This window comes from Psychromonas saccharinae (assembly GCF_051201515.1).
In the GTDB taxonomy this organism is placed as follows: domain Bacteria; phylum Pseudomonadota; class Gammaproteobacteria; order Enterobacterales; family Psychromonadaceae; genus Psychromonas.
In genome coordinates this window covers 4416032-4433302 of sequence record NZ_CP195153.1, presented here as the reverse complement: position 1 = coordinate 4433302, position 17271 = coordinate 4416032, and the positions used below count along the sequence as shown (strand labels likewise).

The following is a 17271-nucleotide window of genomic DNA, read 5'->3' as shown; positions in this document are numbered from 1 at the left end:
CTTGATTCATCATTGAGGTGAATTGATTATTAACAAAGGAGGTTTATAGCCTCCTTTGTTGTTTTTAGATTATGCGATTTCTCGGATTAGCTTTAAAAATAAAGTAGTCGCTTCGGTGTATTGTGGATCCATTTTTATCATTTTGCTTTTTTTATTCATTTTACCAATGTGCTTCATGGTTGGTCGGAATACTAATCGAAAACAGTCGTCACTTTCTTCAACGCAAAACTCATCTTCAGAAAGGCGATCTTCAATAACAGCTTCATATTCCTTAAATATATTCATTAAGGTGTTCATACTGGGTCCTGAGACCGTATGCTGTGATAAAGTCATGCCCATTGGATTGGATAAAATAATTTCAAATGGATTAGAGCGATAGGCAAGCACACTGTATATTTTTCTTAATTGCATGGCCGTTGGTTTGACGGCAGTATGAATTTTTCCATCGATACAAAACCGCACTAAATGTTCTTTTGCCATAAAAGCAATCATGTCGGTATCAATAATGGAATGTTCCTGGCCAATAAAATCAGGTAATAGTTTTAAGACATCGAGATGGTTTTTACGTTTGAATGTATTGCTGCGATTTAAGTGGAGCAAGCGACCATCAGGGAGAATATAACCTGCCTCATTAATGTTATGGGTTAGTCCTAATATTTCAATCAGTTTTTCAGTATCGTTTTCAGGCACATGGTTTGATTTTAATGGTGTATTCATCATTTTTCCTCGTGATTGAATAAATGACTGGTGTATTCTGTTTTACCTCATAAATATTACTCGGTCTTGTAGTAGATACTAGTGGATGTTTTTAGATATTCGACATGAGGTTTACTTTTATAAACGGGTATGAATAATAACTTGTAAAATAGCGATCATAAGTTAAGCTCATATTATCTTCGTTAGCCTTAATTAAAAGCGCTAACCCTCTTCTTTTGAGGTGCACATATGAAAAATAGTGAACAATTATCGCTTTATTTTGCTAAACAATTACCCGCTTTAATTACTGCTCATCCTACGTTTAAATTTATTGGTCTAAAAATAAAAGAAAGCCCTGAACAAATCGCATTGCATTCTATTTATATCGAAAAAGATGAATCCGTGGAAGAATTTCCATTTAGAGCGCTTGTTACCGTGTCTGATTGGGACGGGAATAGTGAAGAAGAGGAGTTCTTTCTTGAAGCATTAACCGCTGACTGTCTATTAGATAAATTACAGAACTTTGATAAGGCGGGATCCTTTGTCTTTTTTGAAACCCCCAAGTCTGCTTCAATTGGTACGGTAAATATGTATCCACAACCGATGTTTTGTTCCTTGTTTCCTGAATTAGGTGAGTTTGATGAAAATGCATCAAAAGAAGACGCGCAACAATTGAAACTAAAATCCATTGCTTTATTCAATGATTTAATGAAGCGTTTAGAGTCTGATACAAATCGTAATTAGTTGATCTATTTTACTGGTTAATATTGTATGGATCGAAAATAGGAAAGATTGGATATTAAAAAGGCGTATTAATGAATACGCCTTTTTATTTTAATTCATCTTGTTTGTTATTTATGCGGAATAATGTTTGTCGCCAAACATTATTTTATACATTAACCAAATACCTAAAATAAGCGTAGTGGTGATTGAGAAGAAATTTGAGCCAAACTCTGGATGTAATGCACCGAGAAAGGCGGAATAAGAGAAAAGACCGATAAACAGTGCAATCCATGCTGAACCAACACTGATTTCATTGCGTGTTTCAGAGACGTAAGCGGTATATAAATTATTGATAGCAAAAAATAGTGCAATAAACGGGAAAGGTGATGGATCAATGATCGGATGGGTAAACATTGCAAAACAGGCATTGGTTGCAAGCCCAACGATGAATGCATAAATAAGCCATTTGATTGAAATGGAATTACTACTCATAAAGGATTTCCTTAACTTGATTATAATTTATTTATATTTAATCTACTTCAATATTTAATAATCAGCAAGTTGCTCTCGTGATAAGTCTAAGCCGGATCTCGATTATTTTTCAGCTAATACTTTTCTTGTCAGCAATAAAGCGGCAATACTACGTGCTTCTTGAAAGTCGTCCCTTACTAATAACTCATCTATATTATCAACTGGCCACCTAATGACTTCCAATGGCTCTGGCTCATCGCCAGATAGTTTTTCAGGATAAAGATCAAATGCCATAAATAAAGTCATTTGACTGCTGAAATAACTGGGGGCTAACGTGACTTTTTTAAGTTCATGAAGTGAATGCGCACCAAATCCGACTTCCTCTTTCAATTCTCTATTTGCCGCAATTTCGGGTGTTTCACCGGGATCAATCAACCCCTTTGGAAAGCCTATTTGATAAGAGTGGGTACCCGCTGAATATTCACGAATAAGTAAAATAGTCTCTTTATCATAAAAAGGAACAATAAGTACTGAGCCGGTATTGCCGCCTTGCATACGTTCAAATTCGCGTTGTTCACCATTACTAAATTTTAGTTGTAATGATTCAATTTTAAAAAAACGACTACTAGCGACAAGCGTACGTTTTAAAATTTTTGGTAATTCTGGAGATGGTAAATTCATAGAGACTCTCTTTATCAACTGGCGAGTAATTACGATACTCAAAGACTCAAATCAGTGAGACATGATTGTTGAAGGAATATTTATTTTAGCAGGCACTTTCTTTGCTGCAATGGGAGAACATTATTTATTTTCCGATAAATGTTATTCTATCACCATTACACATGCTAAATTTTTTTATATTTGGTAGCATCGGATATCAATTTTAGCCTTAAAGAGAGCAAAAGAACATGACTCAACAAGTAATTCGTATCGCTACAAGACACAGTCTACTCGCTATGTGGCAAGCTAATTTTGTTAAAGCAGAGTTGCTGAAATATCATCCTGGCTTAACCGTTGAAGTGTTAGCAATGAAAACGCAAGGCGATAAAATTCTTGATACTCCCTTAGCTAAAATTGGTGGAAAAGGTCTGTTTGTAAAGGAATTGGAAGTCGCGATAATGGAAAACCGCGCTGATATTGCCGTACATTCAATGAAAGATGTCCCGGTAGAATTTCCAGAGGGATTGGGGTTATCTGTTATATGCGAACGTGAAGATCCTCGCGATGCATTTGTCTCGAATCAATATAAATCTATCAATGAGTTACCGGTTGGCGCCGTAGTGGGGACATCAAGCCTGAGACGTCAATCTCAAGTGCGTGAATTACGTCCAGATCTAAACATTAAAGATTTACGTGGTAATGTGATTACACGTTTAGCGAAGTTAGATGCTGGTGAATATGATGCGATTATCCTTGCAGCGGCAGGATTAATTCGTTTAGAAATGCCAGAGCGTATTGCTCGTTTTATTCCTACAGAAGAAAGTTTGCCCGCTGTTGGTCAAGGTGCTGTCGGCATTGAGTGCCGTTTGGATGATCAAGCGACAATTGCATTATTAAAACCACTTGAAGATGAGCAAACAAGAATTCGAGTAACAGCTGAGCGAGCAATGAATTTAACACTTCAAGGTGGATGTCAGGTACCAATTGGTAGTTTTGCATTATTAGAGAATGACCAACTGTATTTGCGAGGATTAGTTGGTAGCGTTGATGGAAAACAAATTGTTCGTAAAGAAATTATCGGCCATAAAGACGATGCTGAACAATTAGGTATTACCTTAGGTAAGGAGTTATTAGATAGTGGCGCGAAAGAAATCTTAGCGGCTGTTTATGGATAAACCACGGCTATTAGTGACGCGTTTTGCAGAAGATGCCCAACGATTAGCTAATGTTCTGAATTCAAATGGTATTTTCTCAATCGCGCAACCTTTGTTGGCGGTAAGAAAGTCAATTGAGTTCAATAATGTCGGTTTTATGTTCACAAATTCTTATGATTATATTATCGCGATTAGCGTTAATGCAGTAAATTATACTGAGCAAGCATTATCGGGTAGCGAGTGGCCGGCTAGTCGTTATTTTGCAGTGGGTCAAACGACTCAAGCCGCCTTAATTAAGGCCACGGGACAAGCGGTTACGATACCAGAAACACGGTTTAGTAGTGAAGGCTTGCTTGATTTGTCGTGTATGGAAACATTAACCGGCAAGAAAATATTAATATTACGTGGCGTCGGGGGGCGAGAGCTTCTTGCACAAAAACTGACAGAGCGAGGCGCAAAGGTTGAATATTATCAACCATATCAGCGTTTTGCTTTAAACTTAAATGGTGAATTATTAGTGCAACAGTGGCAACATCAATGCATTAATGGTGCTATTATCAGTAGTGGCGAGTTATTACAAAGGTTACTAACATTAGTACCTGAAAATAAAATCGACTGGCTAAAGACGTTGACTATCTATGTACCAAGTACACGTTTAGCGGAAAAGGCCCGTTGTTGTGGCTTGAACAATGTTCAAGTTTTTCCAGGGGTTCAAGATGATCAGGTTTTGAACTATTTTAAATAATTAAAATAATTAATAGCTATATTGCTTAATGGATGCGAGGAAAATTATGAATGGAAATGCAAATAATGATGAAGTAGAGGTGTTAGCTGAAGAGGAGATATTATCCTCGGAATCCACTACTACCGAATCAGAAAACATACCATCAAAAAAAACCAGTAAGGTAGCGATTGTTATTGCCCTATTATCACTTATTTTGACCATTTTAGTTATTCTAGCGGCTATCTATTTTTATAAACAAAACACGCAGCTTGTTGCTAATCAGCAAGCCACTATTGCCCAATTAAGCAATGAGTTTAATAGCCAAAAGAGCAGTTTTAGTGCGCAATCACAGAAAACACTCAGTCTACAAAGTGAAGTTGAGCAAACTAATCTGCAATTACAGGATTTGAATAACACCAGTAAGATATCTCAGACTGATATTCAATCTCTACAACGTGCTTTGGCGGCTAATAAAGCGCGTCACCCGAATGATTGGATCTTATCTGAAGTCGAATATTTGGTTAATTTAGCGGGCAGAAAAATATGGTTAGAAAAAGATGTACCAAGTGCAATCTCACTACTGCATGCTGCTGACCAACGTATTATTGAACTTAATGATGCCAGTTTAAGTGACTTACGCAGAGCATTTTTAGAAGATATTAATACGCTTGGCGCGCTTCCTAATCGCGACCCAGATGGCATGGTGCTTACTTTATCTGAGTTAGAACGTCGTATCGATAAATTAGCTATTATCGGTGCAGAGTTATCTGATAAAAATCCTGAAAGTACGGGCCAATTATCCGATGATGTGAAGGATTGGAAACAAAATTTAGAAAGCTCTTGGTCTGATTTTATGGGGAGTTTTATCGTTATAAATAAACGCGATAGTAAAATCGAAGCATTACTTTCACCTGAACAGCGTTGGTACTTAAAAGAAAATGTACGTCATAATTTAGGAAAGGCAGAATTAGCGGTTTATCGTGAACAGCAAACCGTTTATGACCAAGCGTTACAAGAAGTTATCAATATGCTTGATAATTATTATAATCTTAACGATAGCGCGACAGACTATTTTTATAAATCGGTTAAAGAGCTTAGCAAACGTAAAATTTCAGTGAAGTATCCGGATCAATTAAAAAGCGAGCCAATCTTAGAGCGTATTATTGATTTACGGATAAAAACATCACTTGCTACTCCAAGCGTAAAACAGGGGTAAATTATGATAAAAATTCTAATTATTATCGTTGCACTCTTGGCTGGACTTATTTTAGCACCGGAGTTAAGTGCTAATAAGGGCTATATTTTACTGTCGATTGATGGTTATACCACCTATGAGACAACTATTATAAGTGCGGTTTTGATTGCGATTGTATTTTACTTAATACTGATCGCGATTGAGTGGGTTCTTCGTAAGTTGCTATCGATGAATAGCGTGACACGCGGATGGTTCTCTTCAAGAAAAACCAAGAAAGCGCAAAAAAATAAAAATTTAGGGATGCTGGCTTTGTTTGAAGGTAATGACAAGCAAGCGCATAAATTACTTGAAAAATCAGCCGCGCGTAGTGATTCTCCTGCACTCACTTATATGGCTGCTGCACGTGCCGCTCATAATCAGGGTAAATACAACCTACGAGACCAGCATTTTCAACATGCTTATGATGAAGGTAAAGGATCGCATTTAGCAACCGGTTTGGCTTGGGCTGAGCTGCAGATTGATGCAGAACAATATGATAAAGCACAAAAAACGTTATTGGATCTTGAGAAAAAGTACCCGAAAAAACCACGTATTGGCGATCTTTTAGCTAAGGTTTATCCTGAACTTAGTGAATGGCAAAGCTATATTGATTTACTTAGCCGTAAGCGTAATCCATTACCGCTTTCTGAAGAAGATAGAGCGGAAAAGCTAGTTGATGGTTATTTGCATCTTTTTCAAGAAAAAGCAGCGGAAAGTGGCGAAGCTTTGCAGCTATTTTGGGATAAAAATATATCACGTTGGATGCGTAAAGAGCTCGCTTATCAGAAAGCCTATTTAGATGCACAAATTGGTGCCGGTAATGATTTATTTGCAGAGAAGTTCTTATTAGATAAACTTAACAAACAGTTTTCATTGGAGCTTGTGCCTTATATTAATCAGTGTGTAATCAGCATTCCTGCTCCTTTCATCTTGTTATTAGAGAATAAACTTTTGAATGATCCAGAAAACGCCGAATTGAATCAAACGCTTGCTTATCTCTTAATAAAAGAAGAAAAATCTGAGTCGGCGATAGAACGTTTACAGGAAAGTATTAAAACCAATCCAAACGTTAAAGATTATGCGTTATTAGCAGAACAATTGGAAAAATTAGAAAGATTTGAAGAAGCTAATGCGTGTTATCGATTAGGCCTATCATTAGCGATTGCACCCGTTTAATTATAACTCACTTATCGTTATTAAAGCAGAGGCCTTGTCTTCTGCTTTTTTCGTTTAGCCACAATAAAAAATAACCGCAATGGAGTTGCCAATATTTATCTTCTTTGCGTTAGTATTTGAACATACAGTAGTTAATATGTTTTTGTTCCCACTTGGTATGATGTTAGGGGCTGATTTTGGTATTGCGACTTGGTTGAACTTTAACTTAATTCCAACTATTTTGGGTAACCTTGTCGGTGGTATTGTACTTGCGAGTCTTCTACTTTACTTAACTCATGCTAAAACAGCACCAGCAATAGATGCTAAGTAATACCATAAGTTAGTCTTACTATCTAAAGCATATAAAATGGGTATTAAAAAAGGCGCGAGGGTAATTAACCCTCGCGCCTTTTTATTGTCTATTTACTTGGATAAGCTAAACGAGTACATTTTTGTACAATAGCCACCCCATATATGAAAGATAACTCAGTAATAAAATAGCGCCTTCCAATCGACAAATAATGGCTTTTTTGCCTTTGCCCCATGCAATTGAAAAAACAATTAATGCCACTGTTAACCCAAACATAACCAGTGAGTCTTGAGAGATGACAATTGCTTCGAAATTCGTAGGGCCAATTAAGCCTGCAACACCAAGCACACCTAATAAATTAAAAATATTCGAGCCAATTATATTACCAACAGCAAGGTCAAATTGTTTTTGACGTGCCGCTGCAAGGGTCGCTGCTAGTTCAGGTAAGCTAGTACCGATGGCAACAATGGTTAACCCAATAACATGATCGCTAACATTATAATATTGTGCCACTTCGACAGCGCCGAGTACGAGTAGGCGTGAGGAAGCAACTAATACGATTGCACCGAATAATAACCATTTTAACGCTTCACCTTTACTTATTTCTTCCGGCATTTCATCAAGAATTTCTTGCGGCAGAGTATCACCACTACTATTTTTTGTTTCATAAACAGTATATGCAAGCATTGTAAACATTAATGAAACGAGGATAAGCCCATCTATAAAGCTAAGACGAAGATCCCAAAGTAAACAGATAGTACCGACTGTTATTGTCAGTAAAAAAGGCATCTCACGCTTCAGTAACTTAGAGTGAATATGCATCGGGTAAATAATAGCTACAAAACCAATAACTAAACCGATATTGGTAATATTAGAGCCAATGGCATTACCAATCGCCAAGTCGGTTTTCCCTTGCAAAGACGCGATAGCAGAAACTAACATTTCTGGCGCCGAGGTACCTAATCCAACAATAACAACACCCACAATTAGCGGTGAGATGGAAAAGCTTCGTGCTGTATTTGATGCACCTAATACAAACTTATCAGCACTCCATATAAGTAAAGCAAAGCCAATAACAATGTACAGCACGGGTAAAAATAAAGTTATCACAATCTGTAAATCCTTTTTTATATATAAAAAAACGCCGGACATTTACATGTGCGACGTTCTTAAAAACATCTACACCCATTTACTCAAAATGGTGTGTATGACGTTTGTTAAAGGTGGGTTATATTATCCTCTACCTTCTGCAATTGCCGCCACAGCAGCAAGCTCGGCTGCTTGTTTTTCATGTTTTTCTTGGCGATCTTGAATATCCATCAACTCATTTGTGATAAGACGTTCTTCAATCTCGCGCAAAGCAATAACCGTAGGTTTATCATTTTCAGGCTCAACTAAAGGTGTTTTTCCTTGAGTTGCAAGCTGACGAGCTCGACGAGATGCCATTAAGATAAGATCAAAACGATTACCGACTACATTTACTGCATCATCAACGGTTACACGTGCCATTATTGCACTCCAAAAAATTAATTACATAAAAAAGGGCGGCTATTATATACCCAACTGCTGCGGATATGCAAGAATCAGGAAACTTAGAAAGCCTATTTTCGAGATATTAATATAGGCTTTAGTATATTTAAATCAAGTAATATTATGTCATGACTTAAAAATATAAGTATTCTGCTGAATGCTTGATTTCAACCCTTACTAAATGTGCTGAATATTTTGATTGTTAACAGTATCTTGGCACGATATAGTATTTGTATTACTAATAGTAGGAGTAAGTTGATTTTTATTGTGACTTGCTTAACATCATCAACTAATTGAGAAGAAAATGGACAATTTTTTAGTGCAACTGCAGTTCTCTGCAAGTATTACTGGCCCCATTTGTTTAATGTTGTTACTTGGTGTCGTGCTAAAACGTATTGGTTTAATTAATGATAATTTTATCGATGTCGCTTCTAAACTTGTTTTTCAGGTTACTTTACCCGCATTATTATTTTTAAGCATTGTTCGTTCCGAGCATGATTTCTCGAGCAGCATGCCACTTATTATTTTTGGCCTCGCTTGTAATGTTATTTTTTTTATTGCGGTTACTCTTTTCACCAAAAAGTTATTTAAAGGATCGCGTGATAATGGGGTTGTTATTCAAGGTAGTTTTCGTGCAAATACCGCCATTGTTGGATTAGCATATATTGCCAATGTTTATGGCGATGCAGGTATTGCATTGGCTGCTATTTATGTGGCGCCGATGACCATGCTCTATAATATTTTGGCCGTGATTGCCTTAACCGAAAAGCAAGAAGGCGATAATAGTAGTTCTGTGAAAGTGATGGGTATTATGATTAAGACTATCACTAAAAACCCATTAGTTATTTCTATTATTGTTGGTTTAATCTTCTATTTTATCTCAATTCCTGTGCCCGATATGGTCATTGATGCTGGGCAGTATTTTGCCAATATGACATTACCTCTTGCCCTTTTATGTAGTGGTGGTTCATTGGATTTAAAATCGCTTCGAGGCGATAAACATATTACCTGGTTTGCGACCATTAATAAGTTATTGATCGCTCCGTTGTTAATTACGATGGCTGCGATTTGGTTTGGCTTTAGAGGCGTTGAAATTGGAATTGTTTTCTTTATGAGTGCAGCCCCAACGGCAGCGGCAAGTTATATTATGGCGCGAGCCATGGGCGGTAATGCAACGTTGGCTGCAAATATCATCGCACTGACAACCGTTGCATCATTATTAACCTGTACACTGGGTATTTTTATCTTGAACAGCTTTTCATTAATGTAAATTCATTGTTTATGTTGGTTGGACGATAGATTTTATAGGATAGGTTGGGATCTCTGGAGAGACGAGGTTATTACGCAATAGGCCTCTTCTTACGTTTTTACACAGCTTGGCAAAGCGAGATATTTCTTTAAATGTTGGCTGTTCACCGTGGTTAATATTATTCTCCCAATAGATTATTTCAGTTTCAACCAGCTCTAATAATTTTTTGGGACAACCGACACAATCATCACCACACACTTGTCGATTAGGATCATCGAACGGAAAATCATTTTTTACTAGTTCAATCAGGTTGAGCATAGCGGTTGCACGATCGGGTTTTTGAGTCATAGGGAGTGTCTATTTATGAAAATGGGCCGTTACTTTATTATACACTTCTCAATTTCCTTATCTTTAAAAAGAAATATCTTTAGCAAAATGTGCTTTTGCTATAAATTATAGCGCAAATAAGTGTTTAAATTAGGGCACTTAACCAAATAGGATAATAAAGTGTGCTCCTAGGGCATCTTTACTAGAAGGAATTAGTAGTATGTTTAAATTGATACGTAACTTGGCATTAACCGCAATGATTGCAATGATACCTTATGCACAAGCAACCGTGTATTCATGGGTGGACGATAACGGAAATACACATTTTTCAGATACACCGAATGAAGGTTCTGAAGAAGTGAATGTGCAAATACACTCTACTGGTGCATCGATGGCACGCGATCAAATGACTAAAAATAAACCTGAGGCGCAGAAAACGCAGCAAAGCGATAAAAAAGGTCCGCCAAGTAATGATAACAATAGTGAACAAACAGGTGAGCAACTACCACCAATGGGCGATAGTGATATGCCGCCACCTGCTTCTTAAATAAAGCGACAAGTTGCGATAAGGTTATTGTTTAACGTAATAATTCATTAATTGTATGTTGGTGTTTGCTGACTTGATTCTCTCTTTTATTACGCATTGCAGTAACAATTGCTGAGAACTCTTTTGTGGCTTGTTCAAAATCATCATTAATAATTAGATAGTCGTATTCATCATAATGCGACATTTCAGATTGTGCTTCTTGCATACGTTTAGCGATGATCTCTTTGCTATCTTGTCCTCGTTTATTCAAACGTGATTCTAATTCAGCTCGGCTAGGGGGAAGGATAAAAATACCCTTAGCCTGTGGCATCATTTCTCTCACTTGACGTGCGCCTTGCCAATCAATATCTAAAAAGATATCTATACCTTCGGCTAAGGCTTTCTCGATAGTAATGCGTGACGTACCATAATAATTGCCGAAGACTTCAGCCCATTCAAAGAATGCTTTTTCTTCAATTAATTGTTTGAAAGTCGGCACGTCGACGAAATGATAATGCTCGCCATTGTTTTCACCAACACGAGGTGAGCGCGTTGTATGAGAAACTGAAACTTGTACCGTCCAATCTCTTTTTTCAGCTAAAAGTGCATTGATAAGACTCGATTTTCCTGCGCCACTTGGGGCTGATACAATATAAAGTGTGCCGACTTGGGACATAACAATTAATTCCTAAAGCTAAAATAGATGTTGAATGGTGATTGTAAATTATCGCTTATTTTTAAACTGAAGTCTGTTTAATCGACAAATTAATCCATCATAATTTGGCTTCGTCATAGGATAAATGAAATTTAGGGCAGAACAACATTACTACATAATCACGGATGAATATAATGTTAAAAATAATGGTTAAAATTATTGTCGGTACTCTCATTTTATTATTACTTGCTTGCCTTGCATTGCAAATGGATGACGAATTGGATGAAGACCAGATTAGTTTTATGAAACTAAGCGAAACACCCGCTCAAAGTGATGCTTATTTTTATCTTTTAGGCTTAGCGGTAGATAAAAATAAAGACCCTATCAGTGAAGGGAAAAAACTATATGAAGGCATTAAATTAATAGAAAATCATAATCAAAGGGCAAATTATTTAGATCAGAAACCGATTCAGTTAATGCTCGATAAATCAATTTTTCCGGAAGATGAATTGTTGTGTAGTGTTGGGCAATCAGAATGTATGACTGTAATCGATAATAATCTCGATAGAATCCCTCAATTGTTGTCAAAAAATACATTGTTTATTAAACGTTATCAGACTTTTTTACACCTTGATGATTACCATACATTGACGCAACCCAGTGTCGATGAACCGTTCCCTCCCTATGAATATCTTTCTATGGCAACGCGTATAATTAATTTACAACAAATTTGGCAAGCTTCTCAAGGGAAGCAAGCGCAAGCTATCAATGCGTTATATCAAAGCCATGAGCAATTAAGGAAACTGCTAACGAAGCAAGATATGCTGATTGGTAAGTTGATTGTATTAAACCTTCTTTCGGAAAATATTGATGCTATCAATCTGCTTGCAATGACTCATAATCTGACGTTATCAACCCCATTGTTATTATTGACGAAACAAGATCGAAGTCTAGTAAATAGTTTTAGTCGAGATGCTCGAGGTGGTTATCAACTGTATAGTAAATTAGATCGAGCAGAAAATATTTTCAGTTCAAACCTATCATCTCCACATATTCCATCTTGGGTCACGCGGATACTGTATAAACCCAATATGACAACGAATCAGAGTAATAAGTGGTATTTATATTTTGCTATGCTCTCCGAGCTTCCGGCTAACGAATTTGTTCAGGAGGTTCAATTGAGTGATCGTATACCTGCCATCAAAACGCATTGGATTCGGAATTCTATTGGCACAGTGCTAAGTCAAGTCTCTGTTCCAAATTATCAGGAATATATTGCCGATTTTTGGGATATGGATAGTAAAATACAACTATTTAATGCTGCACTAAATAATAATGAAATCAGCGACATTATCGACACCACAAAAAGCATATATGCAGATCAGAAAAATATTGCTCCCTATCTAAGTGAAGATAAAAAACAACTTTGCTTTGATAGTCCTATACATTCTGAACCAAAATATAATTGCTTAAAGATTAAACTGTGAGTGATTTAAATATTAGAAAATTGATCACAGAGATGCTGCATCGATATTAAAAACATAATCCTTTGAGCATTAACAATCTTATTCACGTACCCGATGTTGGGGTAATATTTAAGTAACTTCAAAGCATTTTGCAAAGCGGAATTATTATAGCTTATTCTAAAATCCTATTTTATGGGTATAAATATTTTAAATATATAAATTTCATTTTTTGTGACTATTGTTTGCTTTGTTATTCCATATTTGTTGATTTGAAGTGTGATTTTGTTACTATCGCGTCAAATTTAAATAGTTGCCATATCTCCATTGTTACACGCAATTATTTTGCTTAATTTAAGTCATTAATTATTAATATTCTACCGATGGAGAAATAAACTAAATGAAAAAAATAATAGAATCACTGATATTTGCATCATTATTAGTGACTAGCCACTTTGCTATAAGTGGAGAAATTGAAAATGCACTTTCCGAGGGGGTTGAAAGCTACAAAGCCGGCGATTTATCTAGTGCTTTATCTCAGCTAGATCATGCTACATTATTAATTCGTCAAAAAAAATCAGAACAAATTATAGCTGCTTTTCCAAAGCCGCTGTCAGGATGGCAAGAAAATAATGAGGATAGCGATGTTAGTCAGCTCGGGATAAACATATCTAAGTCCTATTCTATGAAAAGTAGCCGCATTACAATTGAAATATTCTCAAATTCTCCAGCTATGGTAGAGGTGTACCAGGGAATGATGGATCCAAAGCTTGTCGCAATATATGGTGCTAAGGTTGTAGATATTCAGGGCAATAAAGCTGTTTACAGTCCATTTGGGGGAGATGAAATAAATATTATGATGGTGCTAAATAATATGTCTGTAATTATGATAAAGGGTCCAGCTAATGTTGAAAAAGATATTCTAAAATATGCCCAATCAATTAATTTTTCTGTTTTATAAGTAGCGGTTAATTCAGCCTATTTTAATTTGTGAAGTTTTATATATTAGAAGCAATAATATTAGTCTGTTTAGCGAGGGTTTAGTGGTATTGGTGTATCTGATTAATTTTAGATAATCTGAAATATGGATATAACTCCAACGTTTTTATCTGTTAAGCAGGTGCTGAAATCAAAGTTGGTATTTATAAATTAAAGGAGTAATTAATGAGAGTTGTAACATCTAAAGCGGCATTGTTAGGATTAATCATCGCTTCAACGAATCTTTATGCAGAAGATTATAATTTTAAGCCTGGATTGTGGGAATTTACTTCGATAGATGAAATTATAGAAATTGATGCGCCTCCTGGAATGGAAAAATTAATACGCATGTCTTATGAAAGTGAAAGTTCAGACGATCCTGAAGTCGAATGTATTAATGACTTTGAACATTACATTAGAAATCAAATTCAAAATGCTGATGAAGATGAAGATGAACATGAAAAAGTTGTATGTAATCAAAATATAAAACGAATTAGTGCTAATAAGATGGAATCAGAAATATCATGTGCTATAGGTCAAAATGGAACATCGTTGTGGGTTGCGGAAACGAATTTTAATGGTGAAAGCCTTACTATTATGGGAGAAGAACTCGTGGAATCTAATTTTAATAATGAGTTAGGTGTATCTGGTCATTTGAAAATGAAGATAAAAACGAGTGAGAATGGAAGATATATTGGATCTTGTAAGTCAGAGCCTAACGAATAAGGGGCAGACATGTATCTTACAGCTTAAAATTCAAATGTTTTAGGTTGTATTGATTAATAGTCTTTGTTAATAAATGAAATGAGCTCAGTATTGAGCTCTGAAAATTTTTTATATCAGTGCTTTAGAAGTGATTAAAATATCGAAGCTAAGTTAATATTAGTCCTGTTAATAATCTTGATATTGGTTATAACCAATGGGCTAAGTTCAATAGTTAAACTAGTCAGTTGCATTAGTTTGGAGTGAAATACATAAGATATTCTGCGTTTAATTTTACCCTGCGTTATTTCTAAATAAAACATATTATTTATTCTGTTAGTGTCTAAAAGTATCAAAATATAATACCCCGTGGCTCTATCTGTGCTACTTAGCTAATTCCAATTGCTACACCTTAAAAGTTCATCATACTCATTCATAATTCAATTGAAATGAGGTTTGCGTGATGATGAATAAACTAACTGGTCTGGTTGAAAATGAAACCGTTATTCTGCTGCATGGTTTAGCAAAGACAGATTACTGCATGCGAAAAATTGCTGCTAGTTTAGAGAAAGCAGGGTATCAGGTGATTAATTGTCGTTATGCTTCCTTTAAGCTTCCTATCGAAATGATTGCTGACAACACCATACATGAGGCATTGGCGCTGGTGAAGAAACACAATACCATTCATTTTGTAACTCATTCCATGGGCGGTATTTTGGTTCGCTTATATTTACAAAATAAAAAAGTAAGTCATTTGGGGCGAGTGGTTATGTTAGGGCCGCCAAATAAAGGCTCTCGATTAATTGATATCCTGCAGAAAGTCCTTACCCATCCCGATATAAAATCAACGTCAGGTATGCAATTAAGTACCACTGCAAATAGTCTTCCAAATCGTTTAGGTAAAGCGACCTTTGAGTTAGGTATTATTGCTGGGAAACGGACGGTAAACCCAATTCTTTCATTATTGTTAGAAGGGGAAAATGATGGCAAAGTCTCCGTTGAAAGTACTAAACTTGAAGGGATGAAAGCACATTTAGTGATGCCAGTAACACACCCATTTATGATGAGAAATAATCGCGTTATTGCTCAAGTACAGTATTTTCTCGCCAATGGCCTTTTTGCCTAGGTAGCGTTATTGAGGCGCTTGACAACTATGGCAGTAAGTCCATAAATACAGCGTACCAATAATGGCGCCGGGGATAATAGCTTGGAGTAAATCAGGAGTATGTTGCCAAGTATGCAAGGAGATCGGAATGGCTAACATAACCGACCAACTTGCCAATAATGCGAGCCAACGCGATCCGCGACTGTAACTGAATAGGGTTAATACTTTCTTTGCGATAAGGGTAACAATCGCCGTTGAGATAAAAGCGTAGGTACCTTGAATTAATCCAGTTTTTAACGCAATCGTATTGCCATATTCACTATTAACCCATCCCGCCCAGCAGCCGTAACCGACTGCCGCTAGCAATGCAATTTGCCAAGGACTGAATGCATTAAGTAGTCGCTGATAACCTTTAATCATTGAGGATACTTGGCCATTTTTTATCGGCAAGCTCAATATAAGCATCTCTTTTTTCTAGCCATTGTTGTTGTACATCCGCATTGTAGTTTAGATATAACTTATCATTTAATATGGTAAATTGTTCTGGTTCAATACTGGCAAGGCTACCATTGGCAACAGCATAGGCACAGTAACCACCATATTGTGGGGCATATTTTTCAGGATTGGCTTTAAATAGAGCTAAATTTTCGTTGCTACTGAATCGCCAAGTGGCCCCTTGCCATTCCATGCTATGCGCTTTTTTGCCTTTAACGGGCGCATTTTCCGTGAAATAGGCAACGGTGTCGTAGCCTCTGATCGCAAGATTATTATGCCATGGTGTATAAATAGCATCGGCTGCAAATACGGAGCTACTGAATAAAAATAGAAGAAACATTAACTTTTTCATACTAAATCCTTAATGGGAATATTAATTTTTAATTCGTGTTGTTGGTGTGGTAAATGATTGATGGCATCAGAATGTGTACGCCATTGGTTTAAACTTGTTTCAGGGTAGTAACTAAATTGGCACTTTTCTGCTTGCAAGCGTATCTGACAAATACTCTTAGTATGGGTATGTGGGCGAGCCATTAGCACAGATTGGCTGGTGTCCTGAGGTGATTGATGTAAGTGTAATTGCGTTAATATTGTTGGTGCCTGCCAAGTTTTATGCAGTGGTAACTGTTGTTCAAAACGTGCTTGGCGGGTGGCGAGTACTGAATCTGTATTTAAGCCTGAAGAACTAAATTGCAATGCGTTTTCATTATGTTGGCTTGTCGTCATAACCCGGCCATTCCAGCTAAAATGATAATTATTTTCAAGTTCAATAATGAACAGATCAAAGGGATTAAAGTCACTAAAATCAACACCACTTAAATGTTTGATTATCTTGCTGTAATGACCTTCTGCCAATGCCGTTGGGATAATTTGGCCACGAGTCGGTGCACCTTGTTTCTGCGGATCTTGATAGCGATTTAATAATGCCATGACAACGCCCGCGTTATTAACACCAAACCAAGTTCCTCCTGCTAAGCCATCAACGGGAAATAAAGTATGAATACCGTTGTCAGTGTGCTCTTTGATACCCGCCTCATGACGCAGTCTCGACTCATCACGATTCATCGTAATAATCAGTTCTGAATCATTTTTAAATAGACTTAACGTACACATT

At 36.6% G+C, this 17271-nt stretch carries 22 protein-coding genes; 12 read left to right on the top strand and 10 right to left on the bottom strand.

What is annotated here, in order from left to right:
• Positions 1-69: 69 nt before the first annotated feature.
• On the bottom strand, positions 70-717 hold the full coding sequence (locus ACR30L_RS19840; protein WP_435235959.1) for a hypothetical protein: 648 nt from the start codon (positions 715-717) through the stop codon (positions 70-72).
• A 228-nt stretch (positions 718-945) separates the two neighbouring features.
• Between ACR30L_RS19840 and ACR30L_RS19835 the strand changes: the two genes are divergently transcribed.
• Positions 946-1440 (top strand): hypothetical protein, encoded by a 495-nt coding sequence (locus tag ACR30L_RS19835; protein WP_435235958.1) that lies wholly within the window; start codon positions 946-948, stop codon positions 1438-1440.
• A 111-nt stretch (positions 1441-1551) separates the two neighbouring features.
• On the opposite strand, the gene ACR30L_RS19830 is transcribed toward ACR30L_RS19835, so the two are convergent.
• Together ACR30L_RS19830 and nudE are read right to left on the bottom strand one after the other, a co-directional pair.
• Positions 1552-1911, bottom strand: a complete 360-nt coding sequence (locus tag ACR30L_RS19830; protein WP_435235957.1) for a DUF1422 family protein — start codon at positions 1909-1911, stop codon at positions 1552-1554.
• A 102-nt stretch (positions 1912-2013) separates the two neighbouring features.
• On the bottom strand, positions 2014-2571 hold the full coding sequence (gene nudE / locus ACR30L_RS19825) for an ADP compounds hydrolase NudE (RefSeq protein WP_435235956.1): 558 nt from the start codon (positions 2569-2571) through the stop codon (positions 2014-2016).
• A 227-nt stretch (positions 2572-2798) separates the two neighbouring features.
• On the opposite strand from nudE, the gene hemC reads away from it, so the two are divergent.
• The 5 genes from hemC (at position 2799) to ACR30L_RS19800 (ending at position 7148) form a co-directional block, all read left to right on the top strand.
• On the top strand, positions 2799-3725 hold the full coding sequence (gene hemC, locus ACR30L_RS19820; protein ID WP_435235955.1) for a hydroxymethylbilane synthase: 927 nt from the start codon (positions 2799-2801) through the stop codon (positions 3723-3725).
• Positions 3718-4449, top strand: coding sequence for a uroporphyrinogen-III synthase (locus ACR30L_RS19815; protein ID WP_435235954.1), 732 nt, complete (start codon positions 3718-3720; stop codon positions 4447-4449). The genes hemC and ACR30L_RS19815 overlap by 8 nt, the downstream gene beginning before the upstream one ends.
• A 46-nt stretch (positions 4450-4495) precedes the next feature.
• A complete protein-coding gene (locus tag ACR30L_RS19810; protein ID WP_435235953.1) occupies positions 4496-5644 on the top strand; it encodes a uroporphyrinogen-III C-methyltransferase in 1149 nt (382 codons plus the stop codon).
• Between the two features lie 3 nt (positions 5645-5647).
• Positions 5648-6838, top strand: a complete 1191-nt coding sequence (locus ACR30L_RS19805; RefSeq protein ID WP_435235952.1) for a heme biosynthesis HemY N-terminal domain-containing protein — start codon at positions 5648-5650, stop codon at positions 6836-6838.
• 79 nt (positions 6839-6917) lie between these two features.
• On the top strand, positions 6918-7148 hold the full coding sequence (locus ACR30L_RS19800; protein WP_435235951.1) for a formate/nitrite transporter family protein: 231 nt from the start codon (positions 6918-6920) through the stop codon (positions 7146-7148).
• Positions 7149-7253: 105 nt separating this feature from the next.
• Here ACR30L_RS19800 and ACR30L_RS19795 read toward each other — a convergent pair whose 3' ends face one another.
• Both ACR30L_RS19795 and rpoZ read right to left on the bottom strand, forming a co-directional pair.
• On the bottom strand, positions 7254-8237 hold the full coding sequence (locus ACR30L_RS19795) for a calcium/sodium antiporter (RefSeq protein ID WP_435235950.1): 984 nt from the start codon (positions 8235-8237) through the stop codon (positions 7254-7256).
• 123 nt (positions 8238-8360) lie between these two features.
• On the bottom strand, positions 8361-8636 hold the full coding sequence (gene rpoZ, locus ACR30L_RS19790; protein WP_435235949.1) for a DNA-directed RNA polymerase subunit omega: 276 nt from the start codon (positions 8634-8636) through the stop codon (positions 8361-8363).
• Positions 8637-8961: 325 nt separating this feature from the next.
• Here rpoZ and ACR30L_RS19785 point away from each other — a divergent pair, with 325 nt between their 5' ends.
• Positions 8962-9927 carry an AEC family transporter gene (locus ACR30L_RS19785; protein ID WP_435235948.1) on the top strand — a complete coding sequence of 322 codons (966 nt, stop codon included), beginning with the start codon at positions 8962-8964 and terminating at the stop codon, positions 9925-9927.
• A gap of 9 nt (positions 9928-9936) precedes the next feature.
• Here ACR30L_RS19785 and ACR30L_RS19780 read toward each other — a convergent pair whose 3' ends face one another.
• The gene (locus ACR30L_RS19780) at positions 9937-10254 is read right to left on the bottom strand and encodes a hypothetical protein (protein WP_435235947.1); all 318 of its coding nucleotides are present in this window, start codon (positions 10252-10254) and stop codon (positions 9937-9939) included.
• Between the two features lie 199 nt (positions 10255-10453).
• Between ACR30L_RS19780 and ACR30L_RS19775 the strand changes: the two genes are divergently transcribed.
• Positions 10454-10780 carry a DUF4124 domain-containing protein gene (locus tag ACR30L_RS19775; protein WP_435235946.1) on the top strand — a complete coding sequence of 109 codons (327 nt, stop codon included), beginning with the start codon at positions 10454-10456 and terminating at the stop codon, positions 10778-10780.
• 31 nt (positions 10781-10811) lie between these two features.
• Here ACR30L_RS19775 and gmk read toward each other — a convergent pair whose 3' ends face one another.
• Entirely contained in the window at positions 10812-11435 is a 624-nt protein-coding gene (gene gmk / locus ACR30L_RS19770) for a guanylate kinase (protein WP_435235945.1), read from the bottom strand.
• 173 nt (positions 11436-11608) lie between these two features.
• On the opposite strand from gmk, the gene ACR30L_RS19765 reads away from it, so the two are divergent.
• The 4 genes from ACR30L_RS19765 (at position 11609) to ACR30L_RS19750 (ending at position 15683) form a co-directional block, all read left to right on the top strand.
• Positions 11609-12901: a hypothetical protein gene (locus tag ACR30L_RS19765; RefSeq protein ID WP_435235944.1), complete on the top strand. Its 1293-nt coding sequence runs from the start codon at positions 11609-11611 to the stop codon at positions 12899-12901.
• A gap of 376 nt (positions 12902-13277) precedes the next feature.
• Positions 13278-13838, top strand: coding sequence for a hypothetical protein (locus ACR30L_RS19760; protein ID WP_435235943.1), 561 nt, complete (start codon positions 13278-13280; stop codon positions 13836-13838).
• Between the two features lie 203 nt (positions 13839-14041).
• The gene (locus ACR30L_RS19755) at positions 14042-14581 is read left to right on the top strand and encodes a DUF3617 domain-containing protein (protein WP_435235942.1); all 540 of its coding nucleotides are present in this window, start codon (positions 14042-14044) and stop codon (positions 14579-14581) included.
• Between the two features lie 439 nt (positions 14582-15020).
• Positions 15021-15683: an esterase/lipase family protein gene (locus ACR30L_RS19750; protein ID WP_435235941.1), complete on the top strand. Its 663-nt coding sequence runs from the start codon at positions 15021-15023 to the stop codon at positions 15681-15683.
• 6 nt (positions 15684-15689) lie between these two features.
• On the opposite strand, the gene ACR30L_RS19745 is transcribed toward ACR30L_RS19750, so the two are convergent.
• From ACR30L_RS19745 to ACR30L_RS19735, 3 genes are read right to left on the bottom strand one after another with little or no spacing between them, the layout of a single operon-like run.
• A complete protein-coding gene (locus ACR30L_RS19745) occupies positions 15690-16082 on the bottom strand; it encodes a hypothetical protein (RefSeq protein ID WP_435235940.1) in 393 nt (130 codons plus the stop codon).
• Positions 16075-16509, bottom strand: a complete 435-nt coding sequence (locus ACR30L_RS19740; RefSeq protein WP_435235939.1) for a YHS domain-containing (seleno)protein — start codon at positions 16507-16509, stop codon at positions 16075-16077. The genes ACR30L_RS19745 and ACR30L_RS19740 overlap by 8 nt, the downstream gene beginning before the upstream one ends.
• The gene (locus tag ACR30L_RS19735; protein WP_435235938.1) at positions 16506-17270 is read right to left on the bottom strand and encodes an NRDE family protein; all 765 of its coding nucleotides are present in this window, start codon (positions 17268-17270) and stop codon (positions 16506-16508) included. Before ACR30L_RS19735 ends, ACR30L_RS19740 begins: the two co-directional genes overlap by 4 nt.
• Position 17271 lies beyond the last annotated feature (1 nt).

Excerpts from the sequence above, each read along its gene's own strand:
- ACR30L_RS19835 (WP_435235958.1), top strand. The coding sequence starts at position 946 with ATGAAAAATAGTGAACAATTATCGCTTTATTTTGCTAAACAATTACCC.
- ACR30L_RS19760 (WP_435235943.1), top strand. The coding sequence starts at position 13,278 with ATGAAAAAAATAATAGAATCACTGATATTTGCATCATTATTAGTGACT.
- ACR30L_RS19810 (WP_435235953.1), top strand. The coding sequence starts at position 4,496 with ATGAATGGAAATGCAAATAATGATGAAGTAGAGGTGTTAGCTGAAGAG.
- ACR30L_RS19745 (WP_435235940.1), bottom strand. The coding sequence starts at position 16,082 with ATGATTAAAGGTTATCAGCGACTACTTAATGCATTCAGTCCTTGGCAA.
- ACR30L_RS19800 (WP_435235951.1), top strand. The coding sequence starts at position 6,918 with ATGGAGTTGCCAATATTTATCTTCTTTGCGTTAGTATTTGAACATACA.
- ACR30L_RS19775 (WP_435235946.1), top strand. The coding sequence starts at position 10,454 with ATGTTTAAATTGATACGTAACTTGGCATTAACCGCAATGATTGCAATG.
- hemC (WP_435235955.1), top strand. The coding sequence starts at position 2,799 with ATGACTCAACAAGTAATTCGTATCGCTACAAGACACAGTCTACTCGCT.
- ACR30L_RS19840 (WP_435235959.1), bottom strand. The coding sequence starts at position 717 with ATGAATACACCATTAAAATCAAACCATGTGCCTGAAAACGATACTGAA.
- rpoZ (WP_435235949.1), bottom strand. The coding sequence starts at position 8,636 with ATGGCACGTGTAACCGTTGATGATGCAGTAAATGTAGTCGGTAATCGT.
- gmk (WP_435235945.1), bottom strand. The coding sequence starts at position 11,435 with ATGTCCCAAGTCGGCACACTTTATATTGTATCAGCCCCAAGTGGCGCA.
- ACR30L_RS19780 (WP_435235947.1), bottom strand. The coding sequence starts at position 10,254 with ATGACTCAAAAACCCGATCGTGCAACCGCTATGCTCAACCTGATTGAA.
- ACR30L_RS19785 (WP_435235948.1), top strand. The coding sequence starts at position 8,962 with ATGGACAATTTTTTAGTGCAACTGCAGTTCTCTGCAAGTATTACTGGC.
- ACR30L_RS19805 (WP_435235952.1), top strand. The coding sequence starts at position 5,648 with ATGATAAAAATTCTAATTATTATCGTTGCACTCTTGGCTGGACTTATT.
- ACR30L_RS19740 (WP_435235939.1), bottom strand. The coding sequence starts at position 16,509 with ATGAAAAAGTTAATGTTTCTTCTATTTTTATTCAGTAGCTCCGTATTT.
- ACR30L_RS19830 (WP_435235957.1), bottom strand. The coding sequence starts at position 1,911 with ATGAGTAGTAATTCCATTTCAATCAAATGGCTTATTTATGCATTCATC.
- ACR30L_RS19755 (WP_435235942.1), top strand. The coding sequence starts at position 14,042 with ATGAGAGTTGTAACATCTAAAGCGGCATTGTTAGGATTAATCATCGCT.
- ACR30L_RS19735 (WP_435235938.1), bottom strand. The coding sequence starts at position 17,270 with ATGTGTACGTTAAGTCTATTTAAAAATGATTCAGAACTGATTATTACG.
- ACR30L_RS19750 (WP_435235941.1), top strand. The coding sequence starts at position 15,021 with ATGATGAATAAACTAACTGGTCTGGTTGAAAATGAAACCGTTATTCTG.
- ACR30L_RS19765 (WP_435235944.1), top strand. The coding sequence starts at position 11,609 with ATGTTAAAAATAATGGTTAAAATTATTGTCGGTACTCTCATTTTATTA.
- nudE (WP_435235956.1), bottom strand. The coding sequence starts at position 2,571 with ATGAATTTACCATCTCCAGAATTACCAAAAATTTTAAAACGTACGCTT.
- ACR30L_RS19815 (WP_435235954.1), top strand. The coding sequence starts at position 3,718 with ATGGATAAACCACGGCTATTAGTGACGCGTTTTGCAGAAGATGCCCAA.